Raw genomic sequence first — 16,090 nt, 5'->3', positions numbered from 1 at the left:
TTATTAATGATATTGGAATTCGGCAAAATGAGTAGGGTTCAAGTGAGCAGGTGAGCGTTTCTTAAATCTGAATAGGAGGCATTTTTCTCTTTAAAAGCGTGATATAGTCTCAATTTGTGTAGTGAAATGTGGCTACACGTAATGGTGCGGGTTAGATGTAGTGAATCTACCTCAAGATAGTGGAATCCGTAAAGATTCTATATGAAGTAAAATTTGTAATGTTTTGCTACAAAGAAGTGTCTTGCTACGTGGTCAACAATCAATAGGTTATTAGCTGCGATCTGACATCAAAATAAACAATCAGTTTATGAGGTTCATATTATTAAAAATAATTTAAGTAGTTTTGGAGAGAGACTTTTCTTCGAATTCATACCTAAAATGGCATATTTAAGGGAAGTTTCTGGAGCAGGAGATAAGCAACTACGCTTAAATGGTAAATAGAGAGAGAGGAAGAAATGAAATATGAAGAAATTTATTGAGTCATTAAAAAAAGAAATAAAAGAGATTCTTGACTGCTGCAAGCAACCTTTATGGAAATTAAGATATTTCTTTTATGGATGGGCATTGGGGGGAGTTATAGGTACGGCTTATTTTTACAAAATTGGTGAGCTAGATGAATATGGAGTGCTTCTTCGTATAACCGCAGCCATAATTTTGTTTCTTCTCCCATTGGCTTATGGAGAGAAAAATGAGGTAGGATCTGGTTGAATCTATTGTTTAATGTTAATTCTGATATCAAGACAATGGAATCATTTATGTAACAAAAGATGATTTGTGAGGCAAGCAAAGAAGTACTGTAGAGGAACTATAACAAGATAAAAGAATTTCCAGGCCATCTTTATATACATGCATTGGGATTGACAAGATTCCAAGAAAGAAAAATGGCATCTTTGTTAAGAAACAAAGAGTAATTCTATACCGCAGTGGTGCATAAGCACATTACTTGAAAGGTTTTTGAATTTTTAAATGGGTGACCTAAAAAGGAAATAAAAAGAATATATGATGAAGAAAAATATCATCACTTTAATTTGCATAGGTTTAGTTGCTGATGGAAAAGGGAAGAGAACCCTTCTTTACTGGGATAATATTGTCGACGTTATCCAGTCGAGAGCTCGTGGTTTAGAAGATTGAGTGTTATATAGCAATAGCTTATATATAATGTAGCGTTCATCATATGATTTTAATCTTCATATGTGCTTGTTATGTTATTTACTCCTTTTTACTTCTCTCTTTTCTTGGGGGCCTCTAATTAGAGGTCCCTATTTTTTTGCTAAAATTGGAAAGGTGGTTTGCAATATGATAGTAGGCGATATTATTGTCGTAAGTGGAAAGTCTCTTATCTCAAAGATGATTCAAAAGGTAGCAGGTTCTAAGTGGACACATGTAGCTTTGTATATTGGTGGAGGATATATCATAGAGATAGATTGGAATACTAAATCCTCTATAGTAAGGGAGACATATTCTATTAGTAATTTAGAATGCATGGTGTTACGAAATAAAAATGCGTTAACGAAAGAACAACAAGAAATTATTATCTCTACAGCGGTTTCATATCAGAGAAAAGGTTTTCAATATGATTGGCTCCGATTAATTTCTCTATATTTAAAGTCGAAATTTCCAAATAGCAAACTAATAGATAAACTAGATAGAAGGAATAAATTTATTTGTACAGAACTGGTGGATGAGATTTTAAAAGAAGCAGGTATTGATCTTTTTCCAAACCAAGGTGGGGATATTTTCCCTCATGACTACCTCACTTGTGAACAATTAATAGCATTGAATAAAGTTAAATGGTCGAGTTATAAAAAGGCTAACTGAATCTTTTTACCCAAGTAGTTGACTTGTAAGTTGCTAACTATTTATGTTTTATTTTTACTTTTGATGTTACTTTCTTAATGTTAATGACAAGAAGACCATCAATTTCAAGGTGCTTCTATTTATACTTTTATCTTGTAATGAAGTAGTTAGGAGATAAAATACTTTCCTATTGAACCTTCTAAAAAAAATGGTTATCTTTAGTAACTATTATAATTATAGGGGGATTTCAATGAAGTTTAAAATCCAATCAGATGTAATTGATATTCAATCAGTGGCACCTATACAAGTAATTGATTGGGGTGTTAATTTAATTCAGGCTCCTCAAATGTGGTCAATTACAAAAGGTGAGGGGATTAGGGTTGCTATACTAGATACGGGTATTGATGCTACCCATCCGGATCTTGCTGCCAATTACAAAAAAGGAATGAATTTTACTACAAATAATTTTACTGACATAATGGATAGGAAGGGGCACGGCACGCACTGTGCAGGTATAATTGCTGGGTGTGACAACTCAATTGGTATCGTTGGGGTTGCTCCTAAAGCTGAGCTTTACATTGCTAAGGTATTAGCAGACGGTGGTTCTGGTTCAGTTGAGGCAATTGTAAAGGGAATTGATTGGGCTATTTCTGAACAAGTAGATATCATTTCTATGAGTCTAGGTTCTTCGAATGATCCTGGTCCTGTCCTACATGATGCAATTAAACGTGCCCATGAGGCAGGTATTATTATTGTTGCTGCTACTGGTAATGAAAATACTCATGTTGGGTGGCCAGCATCATATGATGAGGTAATTGCAGTGGGAGCGATTAATAGAAATCTTGATAGAGCCACCTTCTCTAACTTTGGCAGTGAAACAGATGTAGCTGCTCCGGGTGTAGATATTTATAGTACATATCCTGTCAATCGCTATGCAAAACTATCTGGTACGTCTATGGCTACACCAATGGTAGCGGGGGTAATCGCCCTTATTCTAGCTTACTATCGTGATATTGGCAAAAAGTTAACTCCTGATCAAATCATGCAACTAATTCGTGAGCATTCGGTTGACCTTGGAGAAAAAGGTGTCGATGATATGTTTGGTAATGGACTAGTAAATGTTTGTGAATTAATGAAAATTAGTTGAAAAGAGGGGGCTTCGGCTCCTTTTTTGTTTTTAAAATTTATTTCTAGATTTTTTAAGAACCGTTTTATGTTATCTCAAAATTATCATAAGAGATGTAGTTTTAGTGTAAAAATATTTGAACACTAACATAGACGGAATTACTTCTTTATAAAGGGATTATCGTGTTCTACGATGTGTTATGGATTTGAAATATGAAAAGGCTGCAAAGCTTTCCTGAAAAATCGCTTTGCAGCCTTTTAATTCGTTGTGTTGTTTAGGGGAAAATTAATTGTATTTCCTTTCGAATTAAGAATATCAAACAAATATATCTATTAAACTTTCACTTTGACATATGTTTTTTTCATTCTCCAAGAGTCATTTGTTTGAAGTGACGACGGATACGTTTATCCAATTCAGGTTCATGCTGACAATCTTAATGTTACCTATATAATTCATGTTTATATAGGACCGGATCCATGTAACCAAGTTGTTCAAGTTTTCTATAAGATGCCGCAGCCTTTTCATAGGAAGAGTAGTGATGAGATATATATTTTAATGTCATCCATGTATCAGAGTGATAGAATTGCAGTCCTATATAATAGGAACTATCATCCACTTTGATAATGGATACTCTCGTTGGATAGTTTCTCATGTAATCATCTTTCTATGTGTTTGTATGACAATTTGTTATTTTTCATAGTGACAGTAATGAATTCGTTCATGATAATCTCCTTCTATTTAATAGACGACTTAACCTAACCCTCTCACTGGAAAATTTATAGACTTGTAATATGGTTGAGAATGTGATATTGACATGGGAATTGGTAGTTATGTATTAAAAAAAGAGAGTGGTTATTCTTTAAATCTTAATTTTGTTTCACACCAGACGTTAGCTTAGTCCACATTTGTTTAATTGTTTCAATATCTTCCTTAAAAGTTCTACCCGAGAGTTATCCTCTAATGGGATATCTGCTTTATATAATTAAGTTGAAAATAAAAAGAACGCAATCTGTTGAGGATGCATTCTTTGTTGTGAATTCATAGTGGTGAACTTGTTCAGTGCAAATTCCGTATACCATTTTGTAATTCAAAAAGTACAAAAAATTCGCCTGTGTACCAAGTTAGGTATAGGAGATTCGGTGATAAAGCTAACAGTATTTGATTGAGAAAATATGACAAATTGGTTAGGTTATGCCTGAAGTCATGAAAGGAGGGCGAGGACATGGAAGGACTTAGGTATGAACGATTTGAACAAAACTTACTTGATCATTGGGTGAAACGTAAGGAGTCAGCAAAGGTGGGACTAAAGACTACAGTTGTTTGTCTTCAAATGAACAATGGATTTGAAGTTGTTGGACAATCAGCTTGTATGAATCCCGATGAGTACGACTATGAACTAGGTGTCTATTATGCTACAAAAGACGCGCTTAAAAGAATCGCTGATATTGTAGCTTACATTGAACATGAAGGTACCTTTTAGGTGTTAAGTCAGACGAGAAGCGCGTGATGGGTAATATATGCTCTTAAGTGTTTTAACCTTTTCAAAATAAACCATACTTAAAAACCTTGAAATAACATTTATTTAAGTAACTCACCTACATGAGGAATCAAATTGAATTTCGGAAAGTATTAATTTTAGCTTTGGCAAAAAAACTTTAAGAATAGTGTTAATTGTGTCATAGGCAAATTTCCTTGATGAGGAGAATCCATTATTGCAGACGTTAGATTATTCGTTGGTTAGTAATGCTTAGTTAAATCATTTTTATCATACACAGAAAGTAGGTACTATCTATGGCTACTAAAGATCGTGTAATTGAAACTTACGATACATCTAGTTTTCTACAAAAGAACAGGTCAAAGGTTGCAATAGGTGCAGTTGGTGGTTTTGCCTATGGAGCGAAACACTTAATACAAACTCAACCTGTGCAAGGTTTAGTAAAAAGTGAAATTTTTGATGAAGAAAAAGGAATTTCCAAGAAAGTTGACAAGGGAAGTAGAATGCAATTTTCGGGAAATAAGTTTGGAACTGCTATGAGTAAGGGACATTACGCTGTTACTCCTGCTACTGTTTTAGATGTAGGACACCAAATTGAAGGATATGATGATACAGAAGAGATTAAAGGAGAACAAGAATTTCAACTTAGGAAAAAAATGAAGAAGCAAAGAGAGAAGAATAGAAATTTATATGGGAACATAAATCAAGGAGAAGTCGTATTTAATCTTTTTGAATCCAGAACAGGTCATCATAAGATGGGGAATGCTAAATTTAATTAGGGTGGAGCAGTGTATGGTTTCAATTGCAGATAACTTGTTAAGAACCCTCAAAAATACGAATAAACTTCTTAAAAAAAGTAATTGATGTAGAGAAGTTTATTCGTTCTAAAACAACTTGTCCAAGTATGTCTACTATTCGATATGCCGATCCCAATAATTGAGTATCAAATATAATGTTGACCTAGAAGTTAAAAGTAGGTATAAAAAATCTTGAAATTTATCCATCTAGAAGTAAGAATAAATAATTCAACAAATTCATCAGTTGAAAATGTTTAGAGAAGAAAAATTAGAAAGCACTTCTTCGGTAGAGGCTATAAAACGGGCTGATATAGATACTCTTCAAGCAGCAGGTAAAGTGAGACAAGTAGCGATTAGTACAAACGGGTGTTATACGTAGTTCTTTAGTGTTTGCTTGAAATTAATGATTAAATGCGTATACATACGCAAATGGGTGATTCGAAAGACATGGGTCTTACTACTAAGAAAATATGTAGAATTTATGCAAAAGAAAGAAACACCGCTATGAGGTGACGTGTCTACCCAATAAAAATGAGCATTATATCAAAAACAAGTGTCTCAAGTAACAAAAGGGATTGTTTAATCTAATAAATAGGAGGATAAAAAATGGCTATTTTAAATTCGATTGAAAATTTTGCTAAAATAGGTGTTCTAAATACAAAAAGGGCCGTAAATAGTGTTAAGAATACTCCAAATAATATTATTAAGAGTACTTTTATTGATACAAAAAATAAGAAAAAGACACTGGCTAATCTCTACACTGGTAAAAGATTAAACCCAAAACACGTTGCGGTTGTTGGAGGAGGTTTTCTTGCTTTTAATCAGGCTAAGATGAGCTATGAATATCAAATGGGACCTCTTAAACGAGCGACTATGAATGACTATCAGTATATTGGATCGCCAGAAATTATGATGTATGACGGTGTAGGACAAGAAAGCGTTTCTAAAAATTTAAACGTTGATGGAAGTATTGTATTTGATCTTCACAATAATAGGAAGGGGTAGTCTAGATGGCATTTGAAAAAATTAAAAATATATACAATGTAGCGACCTCACCATCAGTTAGTTTTGGAAGCAGAGTGGCATATAATTTATACAACGGTGACAGTCTTAGTACATCGGTGGCTAAATCATCTGTTATGGGTATGTTTGCAGCTTCCAACCCTTGGTTGTATAAAGGATTGTCAGGTGCATACTATGCTCAAAAAGGTTACTGGAAGCTACTAGAATTCAATCACCAAAGTGAGCAATGGTGGAAAGCGCAGTATGCAACAAGTAACGGAGTTGGGGGTAATTTTTTAGATACGCGAGGGGCTCAAACAATGAGACAAGCAGCTGTACAGGCTATCCAAGGAAGTAAGATGAATGCAAGAAGTGCACTTGGTGGAGAAGCTAAAATATTAAGCCCTTACTAAGTTGCTACACGTCTAGAAGGTAATAGAGAAGAGGATTAGAAATATGAGTGAAATTATTAATCTTGAACGTGAAATGCTCGAAATTATTCATGATCCTGTTCAATGGGGAGAACAGAACCTAGGGGTAAGCCCAAGTTGGTATCAAGAGCAAATTATTCGACAGTCACATCATCGCGAAGGTTTACGTTGTGGTGAGCGTGCCGGCAAATGTATAGAAGAAAACCAACGAATTATAAATCCTAACACGGGAGAATATAAGTCGATAGGAGAGCTTTATCAGTCCCAATTAGATGGTATCGCTACACCATTATTAACATTGAATGAGTTCTATCAATTAAAGAATAGTAAAGCTTTTTCCATTGAAGATAACGGTGTTCAAGATACGTTCGCTGTTGTAACAAAACATGGAGCACGAGTTACCCTTACAAGAAATCATCCAGTACTAACAGTCGATGGATGGAAAGAAGTAGATGCACTCCGTATCGGAGAAAGAATTGCTACACCTAAGTTCTTAACTGTGTATGGCACAAAACAAGTAGAAAAGAATAAACTTCGAATTCTTGCATATATGCTCGCTGCGGGACGTTTAAATAAGAATAGCATTAGCTTCCAAGCACGTTATGAAGGTGTTGGTGAGTCGTTGCAGAAATCTTGTAAGGCAATTGGCATTACAACGTATCATGAGCATCATAAGAAGGCGACAGTCTATCTAATGGACTTTAGAAGTTTTGAGTTTTATAGGGAAATAGAAGAAAAAAAAATCCCTTCTTTTATTTACGAGTTGGATAGGGATCACTTAGCGTTCTTCTTAGGAAGTCTGTATTCTGCAGGTGGGTGGTTTTGCGCCGGGCGTATTAGTGAAATCGGGTATGCTACTAAGTGTCGGCAATTTGCATTAGATTTAAAACACTTACTATTACGTTTTGGTATCCAAACGAATTTACTTCAGAAAGAAATGAACGGTTCTGTTTATTACCATCTTATGGTTTATCACTGTTCCTCTATTTTATTATTCCTCGAACATTTAGCTACACCAGAGCGTAATTATGAAGAAGTCCAACAAAGAGCACTGAAAATGAATCCTTCTGAACCAACACTACCTAAAGAAGTATGGAAATACATTGAAAAGGAACGAATTGTTAAAGGAATGACGAAAGCTGAAGTGGTAGGAAAGGGTAATCGTCGTTATCGTACAGAAAAAGGTATTTCTTTAAGTAATGCTCGTGAATATGCAGAGAACTTACAATTTGCAATGTTACATTATTTAATTGATTCTCATGTATTATGGGAAGAAGTAGTAGAAATCATTCCTTATGGTAAGAGACAGACTTATGATGTCTTTGTTCCAGAGACTCATAACTTAGTTGTTGAAGATATTCTTGTATTTAGTCCATGTACAAATGTTTTGCAAAGATAGAAATTGAATGTAAAAATGGGAAAAAGAGTAATTGTTGCTACTACAATTTCTAACATCTTTACGATATATAACACCTTTATAATGCCCCTTCAGGAAATCATTCCTGCTGGTAACGTGATGAACGTAGGGAAACTCTAATTTTTAAAAAAAGGAAAAAAACCTAATCCGAGGCTGTATTAAGTGCGTTCCTAATATCAATAACAAGGTGAAACGACTATTCCATTGGATGTGAAATGCATCAATATGAATTGAGTCCATACGGGCGGTTGAAGCACATTGATTCAGAGTATTACAATCTTCTTCTATATCTAGGGGGATGATAGAATCACGCATCATGTAAGAGTATGAATAGTTCATGAGGAAATAATAAAATAGTAGCGTGTTTTATGAAAATAGCAGAAGTAGATTACATGAGTGATAAAAATTTTGAATTTATATTTATCATTATCAAAGAAGCATCTATCGTCCTGTTTACTCCAATATGCAGAATAGGGACATTCCTCAAAATATAGACTCAAATGAAAATGTATAAAGACGTAAAAATGAATAAAAAAACGTTTAGGATCTGAGAACATACTACCTTACTAGGGTTGCTTATGAACATGAGGTACTTGCTGAATTTTAAGTATTTAATAAAAATATATTGACGGAGCAGCAAGCAGTGGTTACAACTACACTACATTACTAACTCATAATAGTCGGTTGCTATAGATATTGAATGAATAAAAATTGAGCAGTTACATAAGTTGTTGTTACTCAATGCTATTTTTACGATTTTCATCATGCAAGACTAGAATTTTAGAAAACAGATATATCATTTGGGAAATTTCAACTTATTAGCCGTGTTAAAATTTCTAAAGCGGAGTTTACATCAGGTAATTCAGCTAAGGAGATTATTGAGCAAGTAAGCCCACATTTACTTGCTTAGACGAACATGTTTTAAATGGATTATTAGTGTTCGTTAATAAATACCCTAAATTAACTATAATTTTTATTAATAAATTAAACGTTATGAAAATAACGAAGGTAAAGAAAATATCTATCAATTCGTGTAAACAACAGGAACGTTCAGTTAGTTCTAATGATTTAGAACAAATAGAGAAAGAAAACCCACCCAAATTTAAAAAAGAGCTTGCAAAGTTTTGGGTTGAGGTATTCGTGGTTCCGATATGAACATGCCTTCCCGCGGAGGATAGTAATAAAGGCGACAGGTATCCGCATTGGGCCTGTTGCTTTTTTTATAAGAAGGAGGACAACAATATGGATGAAGTATTAGGAAAAAAAGTTGAACTGGATACCGAATTAGAGCGTTCTATTATTGAATACAGACCACGCGTAAAGTATGAACCAAATAAACCTTTTACTGTTAATTTACCAACAGAAGAAATCATAGGGGAAGATCAAAAGGAATTTGATGAAGATGGTTCGTTTATTCTGGAAGAAAAGCCAGCTAAACAATATGATAAATTTGTAGATACACTAGAGCTTATTAATGAACTTATTGAATATATTGAGAAAAAAATGAAAGACTTACAAGTTCCTATTTCTATAGAAGAACTTGAGAAGGTATATGAGTCACAACCATTTTTTGAACAAGATATAGGGGACGAAGGTTTCATTGACTTTGAAACATATCAGAAAACTTTCGAAAATCCAGAAGCACCTGCAAACTCACTTATTCAAGATATTGTTTATTCGTACGCAGAAGATGTGGAGGGTAGCTTAGAGTTAGAATTTTATGAAGATCTAAAAGAGTTACATTCCATAGTAGAGGAAGGATATTTCTTATTTAAAGAAACTATTTTAAAGAATTATCTTGATGGAAATATTCCTAAGACACCAGAAAAGAATCACGGTTTTACTGAGCAAATTGAAAAAGCAGTCAAGAAGCAAAAACAATGGTTTGATCAAGTTACAAACCTCTATAGGAACAATGAGAGTAAATATTATGATGCCCTAAGAACACAGTACGGTTCACCTGAATTCTTCAAGATAAGTGATGAATATACAAAAACAAAGCGCCCTTATGACGTTGTGGTTCGTAAAGAAAAGACACTTAATGAGGTGAGTTCTCTTATAGATGGTCTTCTTATAGGTTCACAAGATTGTTCTGAATCTATTAAATTTGGATTAGCTATAGGTAGCGAGATTGATGGTGAAGGGGTTATGAATTTATTAGAAAATCAGGCTTCTACAAAAGAACAACTTACCGATTTGCTCAAATTAACTCAGCTATCATTGAAGTTACAACTTAATCAACAAATTGAAGATAAGAAACAATATCGAGACGTGTTAAAAAACATTAACAATCTTTCTCGTAAAAAGCGGGCGCATGATGAATTATTAATGGCATTGGAACTTCGAAATACGATGTACCTAAACATGTACGATTCATTGCAACATTTGGAATCTCCAAGCAAGGCACCTGGTGTGGAATCATTCCTAAATCAAATGGCCGGGGGATTAAGTCTTGTACAAGAACAGTATGACTCATTTCTGCAAGATGTATATGCAATGTATATGTCTGAATACGAAGTAAGAAAAGAAAAAATCGATAAAACATTAAACAAGGAAAATGCAAGAGCAGGTTATTCTTTGGTATCAGAGTACCTATAAAAGAGGTTTACTTTATCCTAATCCATATATAAGGGGAGATGAGAAAAAGCTGGAAGGCCCTATTCCTTTTGAATATGGTGATATTAGCCAAAGAAAATAAAGTGACCTAAGAGGTGAAACCGAGTTGTTCAGTTTATCTCGAGCTGAATTATTTTTTTATCACTGAAAAACATACTATTGGGATGTACTAAAAGTAGGTAGAAAGTGTTTTTCCAATAAAACGTAATAACGGGTAAAAAATTAAATGTAGAAGCAGATTGGGATAAATTCGGAAAACCTTCTTATGAAAATGAAGGTATATGAAGATAACAAATGTGAATTATAATCAAGGTCTAGGAAAGTAATAAACTAACTACAAAATCTACTATACTAAGGTAGAATCTGTAAGAAGTAAGGTGCGTACTATCCGCATTTTAGAAATACAATATTTTAATGGAGGGGTAAGAATGTATACGTACAATCAACTTATTTTCCCTTCTCATATGGAAAAGAATACTCGCTTTTTAGTATTAGCGGGCTTTTCTTTAAATGGGCCAGTAGGGACACCTTTTATTATTCGAGATAACATCGAGCCATCATATATTCTTGGTGATTGTCGCCTGACGGAAAACGTAAGAATGGCAAAAAAATACGGAATCACCCCACTAATCCTTCGGTTAAATGGGTCTCATGGAGAATGCGTTGTTAATCATGATGAACTTAATACTCCAGCTTTCCGATTTAAAACATTAGAAGCAACAGATGAGTCAAATAACATAGCTATTCACTTATTTCCAACGTATATGATTATTAAAGGCATAAACAATAATTATTCATACCTGTTCGCTGATTATAAAGGAGTAGATGACCTCGCTTTTGCTATCAAACAAGATCTTTATTTTGGGTCGGGAGAAGTTGATGTAGAAGTTATTAATCAAATTCCAATAAAAGGATTATGTACTTCTGAGAAGTACGTTAGATTTACTGGAGCGGATGATGGCTTCCATTATGTAAGTAATCATAGCAATCCAGACTCAGAAGATAAGATTCAAATGCAATTACAGCTATTAAAAGATAGTTTTATTGCTGAAGATGGAAGTGAGGTTTTCTTTACAGGAGAATTAAGTAGTTTTCAAGTAGATACACTTCTATTTACAGATATACCTTACGAGAAAGCACCTGGGCAGCTATCCTCTATATTCGGGGAATTTGCCAAGACTAAGACAAATGAACAATCTATTTTCTGCTCAGTTGTTTTATGCTCTGATCTATTCTCTAAAAGTCGTTTTACGGTAACAGGAGAAGATACATACGAGACTCAAGTGCAATCACTTGTAGAAAAAGCCTCTATTAATACAGAAGAACATCGTCATTTAGAGCACATAGAAGTTGTAGTTGGTATACAAAACTCTGAGAACCCTAAATATTCCTCTATGCCAGTTGCAGCAAATTATGCTTGTATGCGATATAAACTGCCGAATTTCTATAATTCAGCTACAAATAAACAACTACTAAACATAAATACATTACAAAATAGAGAACTCAAAAAGGTGGAAGTTGCTAAATTAACAAGTAGTGGTTATATATGTATAGTACCATCAATTAAAAAAGGATTTGTTCCTTATTCCTCAAGAAATCTTTACCCTCAAAACAAATTTTATTCAAAACCTCATTATCTCCGGAGTATAGGTTACGATGTTAATCGAATTGCTGGATTCTTTAATCAATACATTGGGGAACCATTAAGCTTCGTATTACTTCAATCTATCATTACGCAAGTTGATGCCTTCATTGATAGTCTTGCAGAAGATCATCCAATCTACAGAGATATAAAAATGGAAGTCTTACATTATGATCAAGAAAATCTTACTCTATCTATTTCATTTGAGTTATATGGTGAGATTGAAACGGTTAGAACTTCCTTTACTTATATTTCGTCAAGTGAGGTGAGTGTTTCATGGCAGTAGAAATCAATAAGCCAACCCAAGCAAATGGTTCTATGGACTATGAAGACATGACAAAGACAATAAAGCATTTACTAGATGCTGCTTGGGGAACTCAGTGGGGAAGCTTTACACCGGAAGAACCAACTGTGACAGTTGACAAGCCTGTAGCATATCCAGTTATCATTCATTACCTTAAGTTAATGCAACCAGGACTAATTGGTAAAAGTATCAGAGAAATTAAACCTCGTCAACGTTATCTTGCTTTTAATGAAGATCCTAAAGGAACTCTACCACCTGCAACTAAGGTTTATGGTCAGGTATTTGATGCAGAAGTTGTTTTTGAGATTTGGGAAGAAACCAATGCGCGAGTAGACAAGCTCACAAAGGAGTTTCGTCAAACGCTTGCAACATTCACGGGATTCCTTAAAGAGAAGGGGCTTAAAGAACTTCAATTCGTAAAGATGGAAACAGACTTATCAAAAGCAAATATAAGTAATGCTAGTAAGGTTCGTAGACTTGTTTATTTTGCTAAATTTGAAGAATTAACAGAAGTTCCTGTAGATATCCTTCGTGTGATAGATGTCGTAGAACAGAAACTTCAGGAAACCACAAAAACGTTAAGAAACAAAAAAATCCAACTGGATGAATAGCGCTTGTCGCTTTTCAAATATAACAAAATAAAGAGGAGGCAAACCTATGCTTTATGAAAATCTTCCTGGCATTAATGTCACACTAAAAGATGGTGGCTTAATTGTCCCAGAACGAGGCGGATCAGAATCAATCCTAATCATTGCTCCATCTCTTGCGAAAGATGCTCCTGAAGAACCAGTATTAATTCGTAGTTCAACTGAACTTGTACAAGCTGGATTCGGTGACTTCTATGTTGCAGGAGAAGTTAACCCAATTGCTGCAGAATGGAAAGCTGCTACTGATGCAGGAGCTAGAATGGTTTACTTAGTAGCCCTTAAAGAAATCAGCTTAGAGCGTGCTGCTGAACTTGAGAAATATGCAATTGATGCCTATGTGGCTGCAGGAAACCAACTAGTAGAAGCCCAAGCTAAATTCAAAGACGTTTTAGTTGGCTCTACAGAAGCTGTTCGTATGCGCCGAAAATTCATCTATTTCTACGACATGCTAATGAGTGACCTACTTGATTTCACTGTGGATCACGTAGTTCTTAAAGGGGTTACACTTGAGGACGAAGCTACTAACTTAGTTGGTGAGTTTTTCCCTGAAGTTCCAAACTCTGAAGATTTCCCTTATATTAGTGGAATGGTTACTTCTTCTTATGTAATGGAGTCTCACGCTATTAATTACCCAGTAGAAATCAAAACTGGTACAAACGATACGCTAGTAGTAAAGGTTGATGGCAAAGATGTAACGTTTACGCTTCCTGCTAAAACTTACAATGGTAGTTCATTAACAATAGCTGACTTGGTAAAAGACTTGAAGGCTGTTATCGATGAAGATGCAACTGGTATTAAAGTTAATGTGAGAGAAGACAGTGGTAAAATTGTCCTTTACTTCGATGCTCCTGCTTCTATCCAAGCTGGTACAACAGCGGCTGGTCTTCAATTAGATAAGCAAGTAGCAACATGGAAGAAAACAAGCTTTGGTGTAATTCACCGTGGTTCATTCGCTCAAACAGTTGCTGATTATTGTTCAATGAAAACTTTAATGAAATCAGCTGCGATTGGATACATTGGAGTTAAATCTCCAGTAGATACAAAGGTTTCTACAATCCGAAAATATGTGGAAGAACTATCTAAGATTGATACAGAAATCTCACCTTATCTTCAAGTAGTGGGATCTGAAGTGGGAGTAATCATGCCAACAACAAACTCAATCCACTATGTAAATGGTGCGACTCACTACGCTGCACTACTTTCAACTCTTCGAAAAGAAAGTGCACCTACAAATAAACCTATCAAAGGTGTTAAAGCTATCCGTTTTGATTACTCTCTTCGCCAACTTTCTAAACTAACTAGTAAGAAAATTGTTACATTCCGTTTAAAAGATTCAAATCAGTTAGTTGTTACAGACGGAATCACAACTGCGCCATCTATTGTAATGGCTGGAAAAGTACGTGAAAGTGACTTTGCTCGTTTATCTACTCTTCGTATTACCCAGCTTGCTATCCAAGTTGTTCGTGAAGCAGTAGAACCATTTATTGGTGAAGCAAATGAAATGCCACAATACAACGCAATGAACACTGCTATCAAGTCTGCATTAGAGAAAATACGCGAAGCAGGCGCTATTCAAGGATACAAATTCTCAATTGAAAACCTTGGAGTATACTTAGATGAGGTAACTGTAACTTTAGAAATTATCCCGGCATTTGAATTACGTCGTGTACAAGTTCAAGTTAACTTAACTCCTCCTGAGTATATGCTACAAGGACTTAGCCAGTAAGAACTATTAATGAGAAGAGGGGATCAAAGGCCCTTCTCTTATATAAAAGAATAACAGGAGGTTATTAACCTATGAGTACAACAGCTTCTCGCTATAGTAAAACTTTCACTACTTACGGTGGCTCTGACATCGTATGTACATTCAATGGACAGGTAGTTGGCCAATTACAAGCTATTACTTACTCAGTTACTCGTGAAAAAGGACCTGTGTATGTAATGGGTGATCCAAACCCAAAATCTTTCTCTCGTGGTTGAGATGTAGCCACCTTTCTATGGTGACATAGAATGACAAACTCCGTGAACTGCTGGAAACCCCTAAAGCTTTTGTTACTACAACGTAACTAGAAATGGTAAGCGTGAATGTTAAAAAAACAAAAGATAATTATATTCATGTTATGAATTGAAAAATTTATGGCGTAGAAAATAATGGGCGATCAGCAGCCAAGCCCCTGTTCCGAAAGGATGGAGAAGGTTCAACGACTAGAGTGTACTACCTGAAATGGTAATGAGACTTATTAGTGCGGAGCAAGTTGAACGTCCATGTAAGATGACAATGCTTTAATGGGCAAATTCACACCAAAATATAACTACAAAAAGAACCTTATTAAAAACATCAATTCACCAGAGTACTGGTATATTGCAGAAATGCAAGCCTCAGATGTAAGAGACATCCTTTGTCCGGATAACCGATTGAAACAGAACTCCCAAGCAAAAAATTAAAATTTTTACAACACCATGATGGCTTAGTGTTTTAAAAAATGTTTTTAAAAAGGAAAAAAGAAAAGTATTTAGAGGTGTGTTATCAACTTGAAGATATAGTCTAGTCCGTCTGTAAAACAGAGTTAAAATATCTCGAAAGAGACGGTGTAAACGAAACGTGGTATTGCAGGAAGTTTAGTATTTACTATCTTCGACCGTGATGCACTATTTAATCTTAAGCAACAAGCTGCTGTTCACCGTCATGGCTTAAATCAAACGGATGCACTTGCTAGTAGCTCTACTCAGGTATTAGATGCTGATGCAAATGCTGCAGCTTTAACTCAGCGTAATGACTTAGTTCAGGGATGGCAGACAAAACGTAAAGCCAACTT

The 16,090-nt window shown here is 34.9% G+C and carries 13 protein-coding genes and 1 pseudogene; 13 read left to right on the top strand and 1 reads right to left on the bottom strand.

Going from position 1 to position 16,090, the window contains the following annotated elements; genetic code table 11:
- Positions 1–462: 462 nt before the first annotated feature.
- From C3Y97_RS17690 to C3Y97_RS17680, 3 genes are all read left to right on the top strand, one after another.
- Entirely contained in the window at positions 463–708 is a 246-nt protein-coding gene (locus C3Y97_RS17690) for a hypothetical protein (protein WP_025966536.1), read from the top strand.
- Positions 709–1,296: 588 nt separating this feature from the next.
- A complete protein-coding gene (locus tag C3Y97_RS17685; RefSeq protein WP_000634973.1) occupies positions 1,297–1,818 on the top strand; it encodes a C40 family peptidase in 522 nt (173 codons plus the stop codon).
- A gap of 229 nt (positions 1,819–2,047) precedes the next feature.
- The gene (locus tag C3Y97_RS17680) at positions 2,048–2,944 is read left to right on the top strand and encodes a S8 family peptidase (RefSeq protein ID WP_136363588.1); all 897 of its coding nucleotides are present in this window, start codon (positions 2,048–2,050) and stop codon (positions 2,942–2,944) included.
- Between the two features lie 239 nt (positions 2,945–3,183).
- Here the strand turns inward: C3Y97_RS17680 and C3Y97_RS28375 are convergent.
- A pseudogene (locus C3Y97_RS28375) lies at positions 3,184–3,350 on the bottom strand (IS6 family transposase); the annotation flags it as partial.
- Positions 3,351–4,145: 795 nt separating this feature from the next.
- Here C3Y97_RS28375 and C3Y97_RS17675 point away from each other — a divergent pair.
- The 10 genes from C3Y97_RS17675 (at position 4,146) to C3Y97_RS17630 (ending at position 15,254) form a co-directional block, all read left to right on the top strand.
- Positions 4,146–4,403 carry a Gp49 family protein gene (locus tag C3Y97_RS17675; protein WP_000398755.1) on the top strand — a complete coding sequence of 86 codons (258 nt, stop codon included), beginning with the start codon at positions 4,146–4,148 and terminating at the stop codon, positions 4,401–4,403.
- Between the two features lie 311 nt (positions 4,404–4,714).
- Complete coding sequence (locus tag C3Y97_RS17670) at positions 4,715–5,197, top strand: hypothetical protein (protein ID WP_025966533.1); 483 nt, start codon at positions 4,715–4,717, stop codon at positions 5,195–5,197.
- Between the two features lie 624 nt (positions 5,198–5,821).
- Complete coding sequence (locus C3Y97_RS17665; RefSeq protein WP_136363587.1) at positions 5,822–6,220, top strand: hypothetical protein; 399 nt, start codon at positions 5,822–5,824, stop codon at positions 6,218–6,220.
- Between the two features lie 5 nt (positions 6,221–6,225).
- Entirely contained in the window at positions 6,226–6,630 is a 405-nt protein-coding gene (locus C3Y97_RS17660) for a hypothetical protein (protein WP_136363586.1), read from the top strand.
- A 43-nt stretch (positions 6,631–6,673) separates the two neighbouring features.
- Entirely contained in the window at positions 6,674–8,047 is a 1,374-nt protein-coding gene (locus tag C3Y97_RS17655; RefSeq protein WP_136363585.1) for an LAGLIDADG family homing endonuclease, read from the top strand.
- Between the two features lie 1,260 nt (positions 8,048–9,307).
- A complete protein-coding gene (locus C3Y97_RS17650) occupies positions 9,308–10,663 on the top strand; it encodes a hypothetical protein (RefSeq protein ID WP_136363584.1) in 1,356 nt (451 codons plus the stop codon).
- A gap of 446 nt (positions 10,664–11,109) precedes the next feature.
- Positions 11,110–12,609, top strand: coding sequence for a hypothetical protein (locus tag C3Y97_RS17645; RefSeq protein WP_086692483.1), 1,500 nt, complete (start codon positions 11,110–11,112; stop codon positions 12,607–12,609).
- Complete coding sequence (locus C3Y97_RS17640) at positions 12,600–13,238, top strand: hypothetical protein (RefSeq protein WP_086692481.1); 639 nt, start codon at positions 12,600–12,602, stop codon at positions 13,236–13,238. The genes C3Y97_RS17645 and C3Y97_RS17640 overlap by 10 nt, the downstream gene beginning before the upstream one ends.
- Before the next feature lie 46 nt (positions 13,239–13,284).
- Positions 13,285–15,000: a phage tail sheath protein gene (locus tag C3Y97_RS17635; protein WP_136363583.1), complete on the top strand. Its 1,716-nt coding sequence runs from the start codon at positions 13,285–13,287 to the stop codon at positions 14,998–15,000.
- Between the two features lie 71 nt (positions 15,001–15,071).
- A complete protein-coding gene (locus C3Y97_RS17630; RefSeq protein WP_000108095.1) occupies positions 15,072–15,254 on the top strand; it encodes a hypothetical protein in 183 nt (60 codons plus the stop codon).
- The last annotated feature ends 836 nt before the right edge of the window (positions 15,255–16,090 follow it).

Origin of the sequence: Bacillus sp. DU-106, assembly GCF_004799705.1 — a bacterium.
GTDB classification, from domain to species: domain Bacteria; phylum Bacillota; class Bacilli; order Bacillales; family Bacillaceae_G; genus Bacillus_A; species Bacillus_A cereus.
The sequence above is the reverse complement of the archived record's forward strand: the minus strand, read 5'-3'. Positions and strand labels throughout refer to the sequence as shown.

Bases quoted from the DNA above. Each gene is read 5' to 3' on its own strand.
- C3Y97_RS17645 (WP_086692483.1), top strand. From the start codon at position 11,110: ATGTATACGTACAATCAACTTATTTTCCCTTCTCATATGGAAAAGAAT.
- C3Y97_RS17680 (WP_136363588.1), top strand. From the start codon at position 2,048: ATGAAGTTTAAAATCCAATCAGATGTAATTGATATTCAATCAGTGGCA.
- C3Y97_RS17630 (WP_000108095.1), top strand. From the start codon at position 15,072: ATGAGTACAACAGCTTCTCGCTATAGTAAAACTTTCACTACTTACGGT.
- C3Y97_RS17685 (WP_000634973.1), top strand. From the start codon at position 1,297: ATGATAGTAGGCGATATTATTGTCGTAAGTGGAAAGTCTCTTATCTCA.
- C3Y97_RS17655 (WP_136363585.1), top strand. From the start codon at position 6,674: ATGAGTGAAATTATTAATCTTGAACGTGAAATGCTCGAAATTATTCAT.
- C3Y97_RS17665 (WP_136363587.1), top strand. From the start codon at position 5,822: ATGGCTATTTTAAATTCGATTGAAAATTTTGCTAAAATAGGTGTTCTA.
- C3Y97_RS17675 (WP_000398755.1), top strand. From the start codon at position 4,146: ATGGAAGGACTTAGGTATGAACGATTTGAACAAAACTTACTTGATCAT.
- C3Y97_RS17690 (WP_025966536.1), top strand. From the start codon at position 463: ATGAAGAAATTTATTGAGTCATTAAAAAAAGAAATAAAAGAGATTCTT.
- C3Y97_RS17640 (WP_086692481.1), top strand. From the start codon at position 12,600: ATGGCAGTAGAAATCAATAAGCCAACCCAAGCAAATGGTTCTATGGAC.
- C3Y97_RS17635 (WP_136363583.1), top strand. From the start codon at position 13,285: ATGCTTTATGAAAATCTTCCTGGCATTAATGTCACACTAAAAGATGGT.
- C3Y97_RS17660 (WP_136363586.1), top strand. From the start codon at position 6,226: ATGGCATTTGAAAAAATTAAAAATATATACAATGTAGCGACCTCACCA.
- C3Y97_RS17650 (WP_136363584.1), top strand. From the start codon at position 9,308: ATGGATGAAGTATTAGGAAAAAAAGTTGAACTGGATACCGAATTAGAG.
- C3Y97_RS17670 (WP_025966533.1), top strand. From the start codon at position 4,715: ATGGCTACTAAAGATCGTGTAATTGAAACTTACGATACATCTAGTTTT.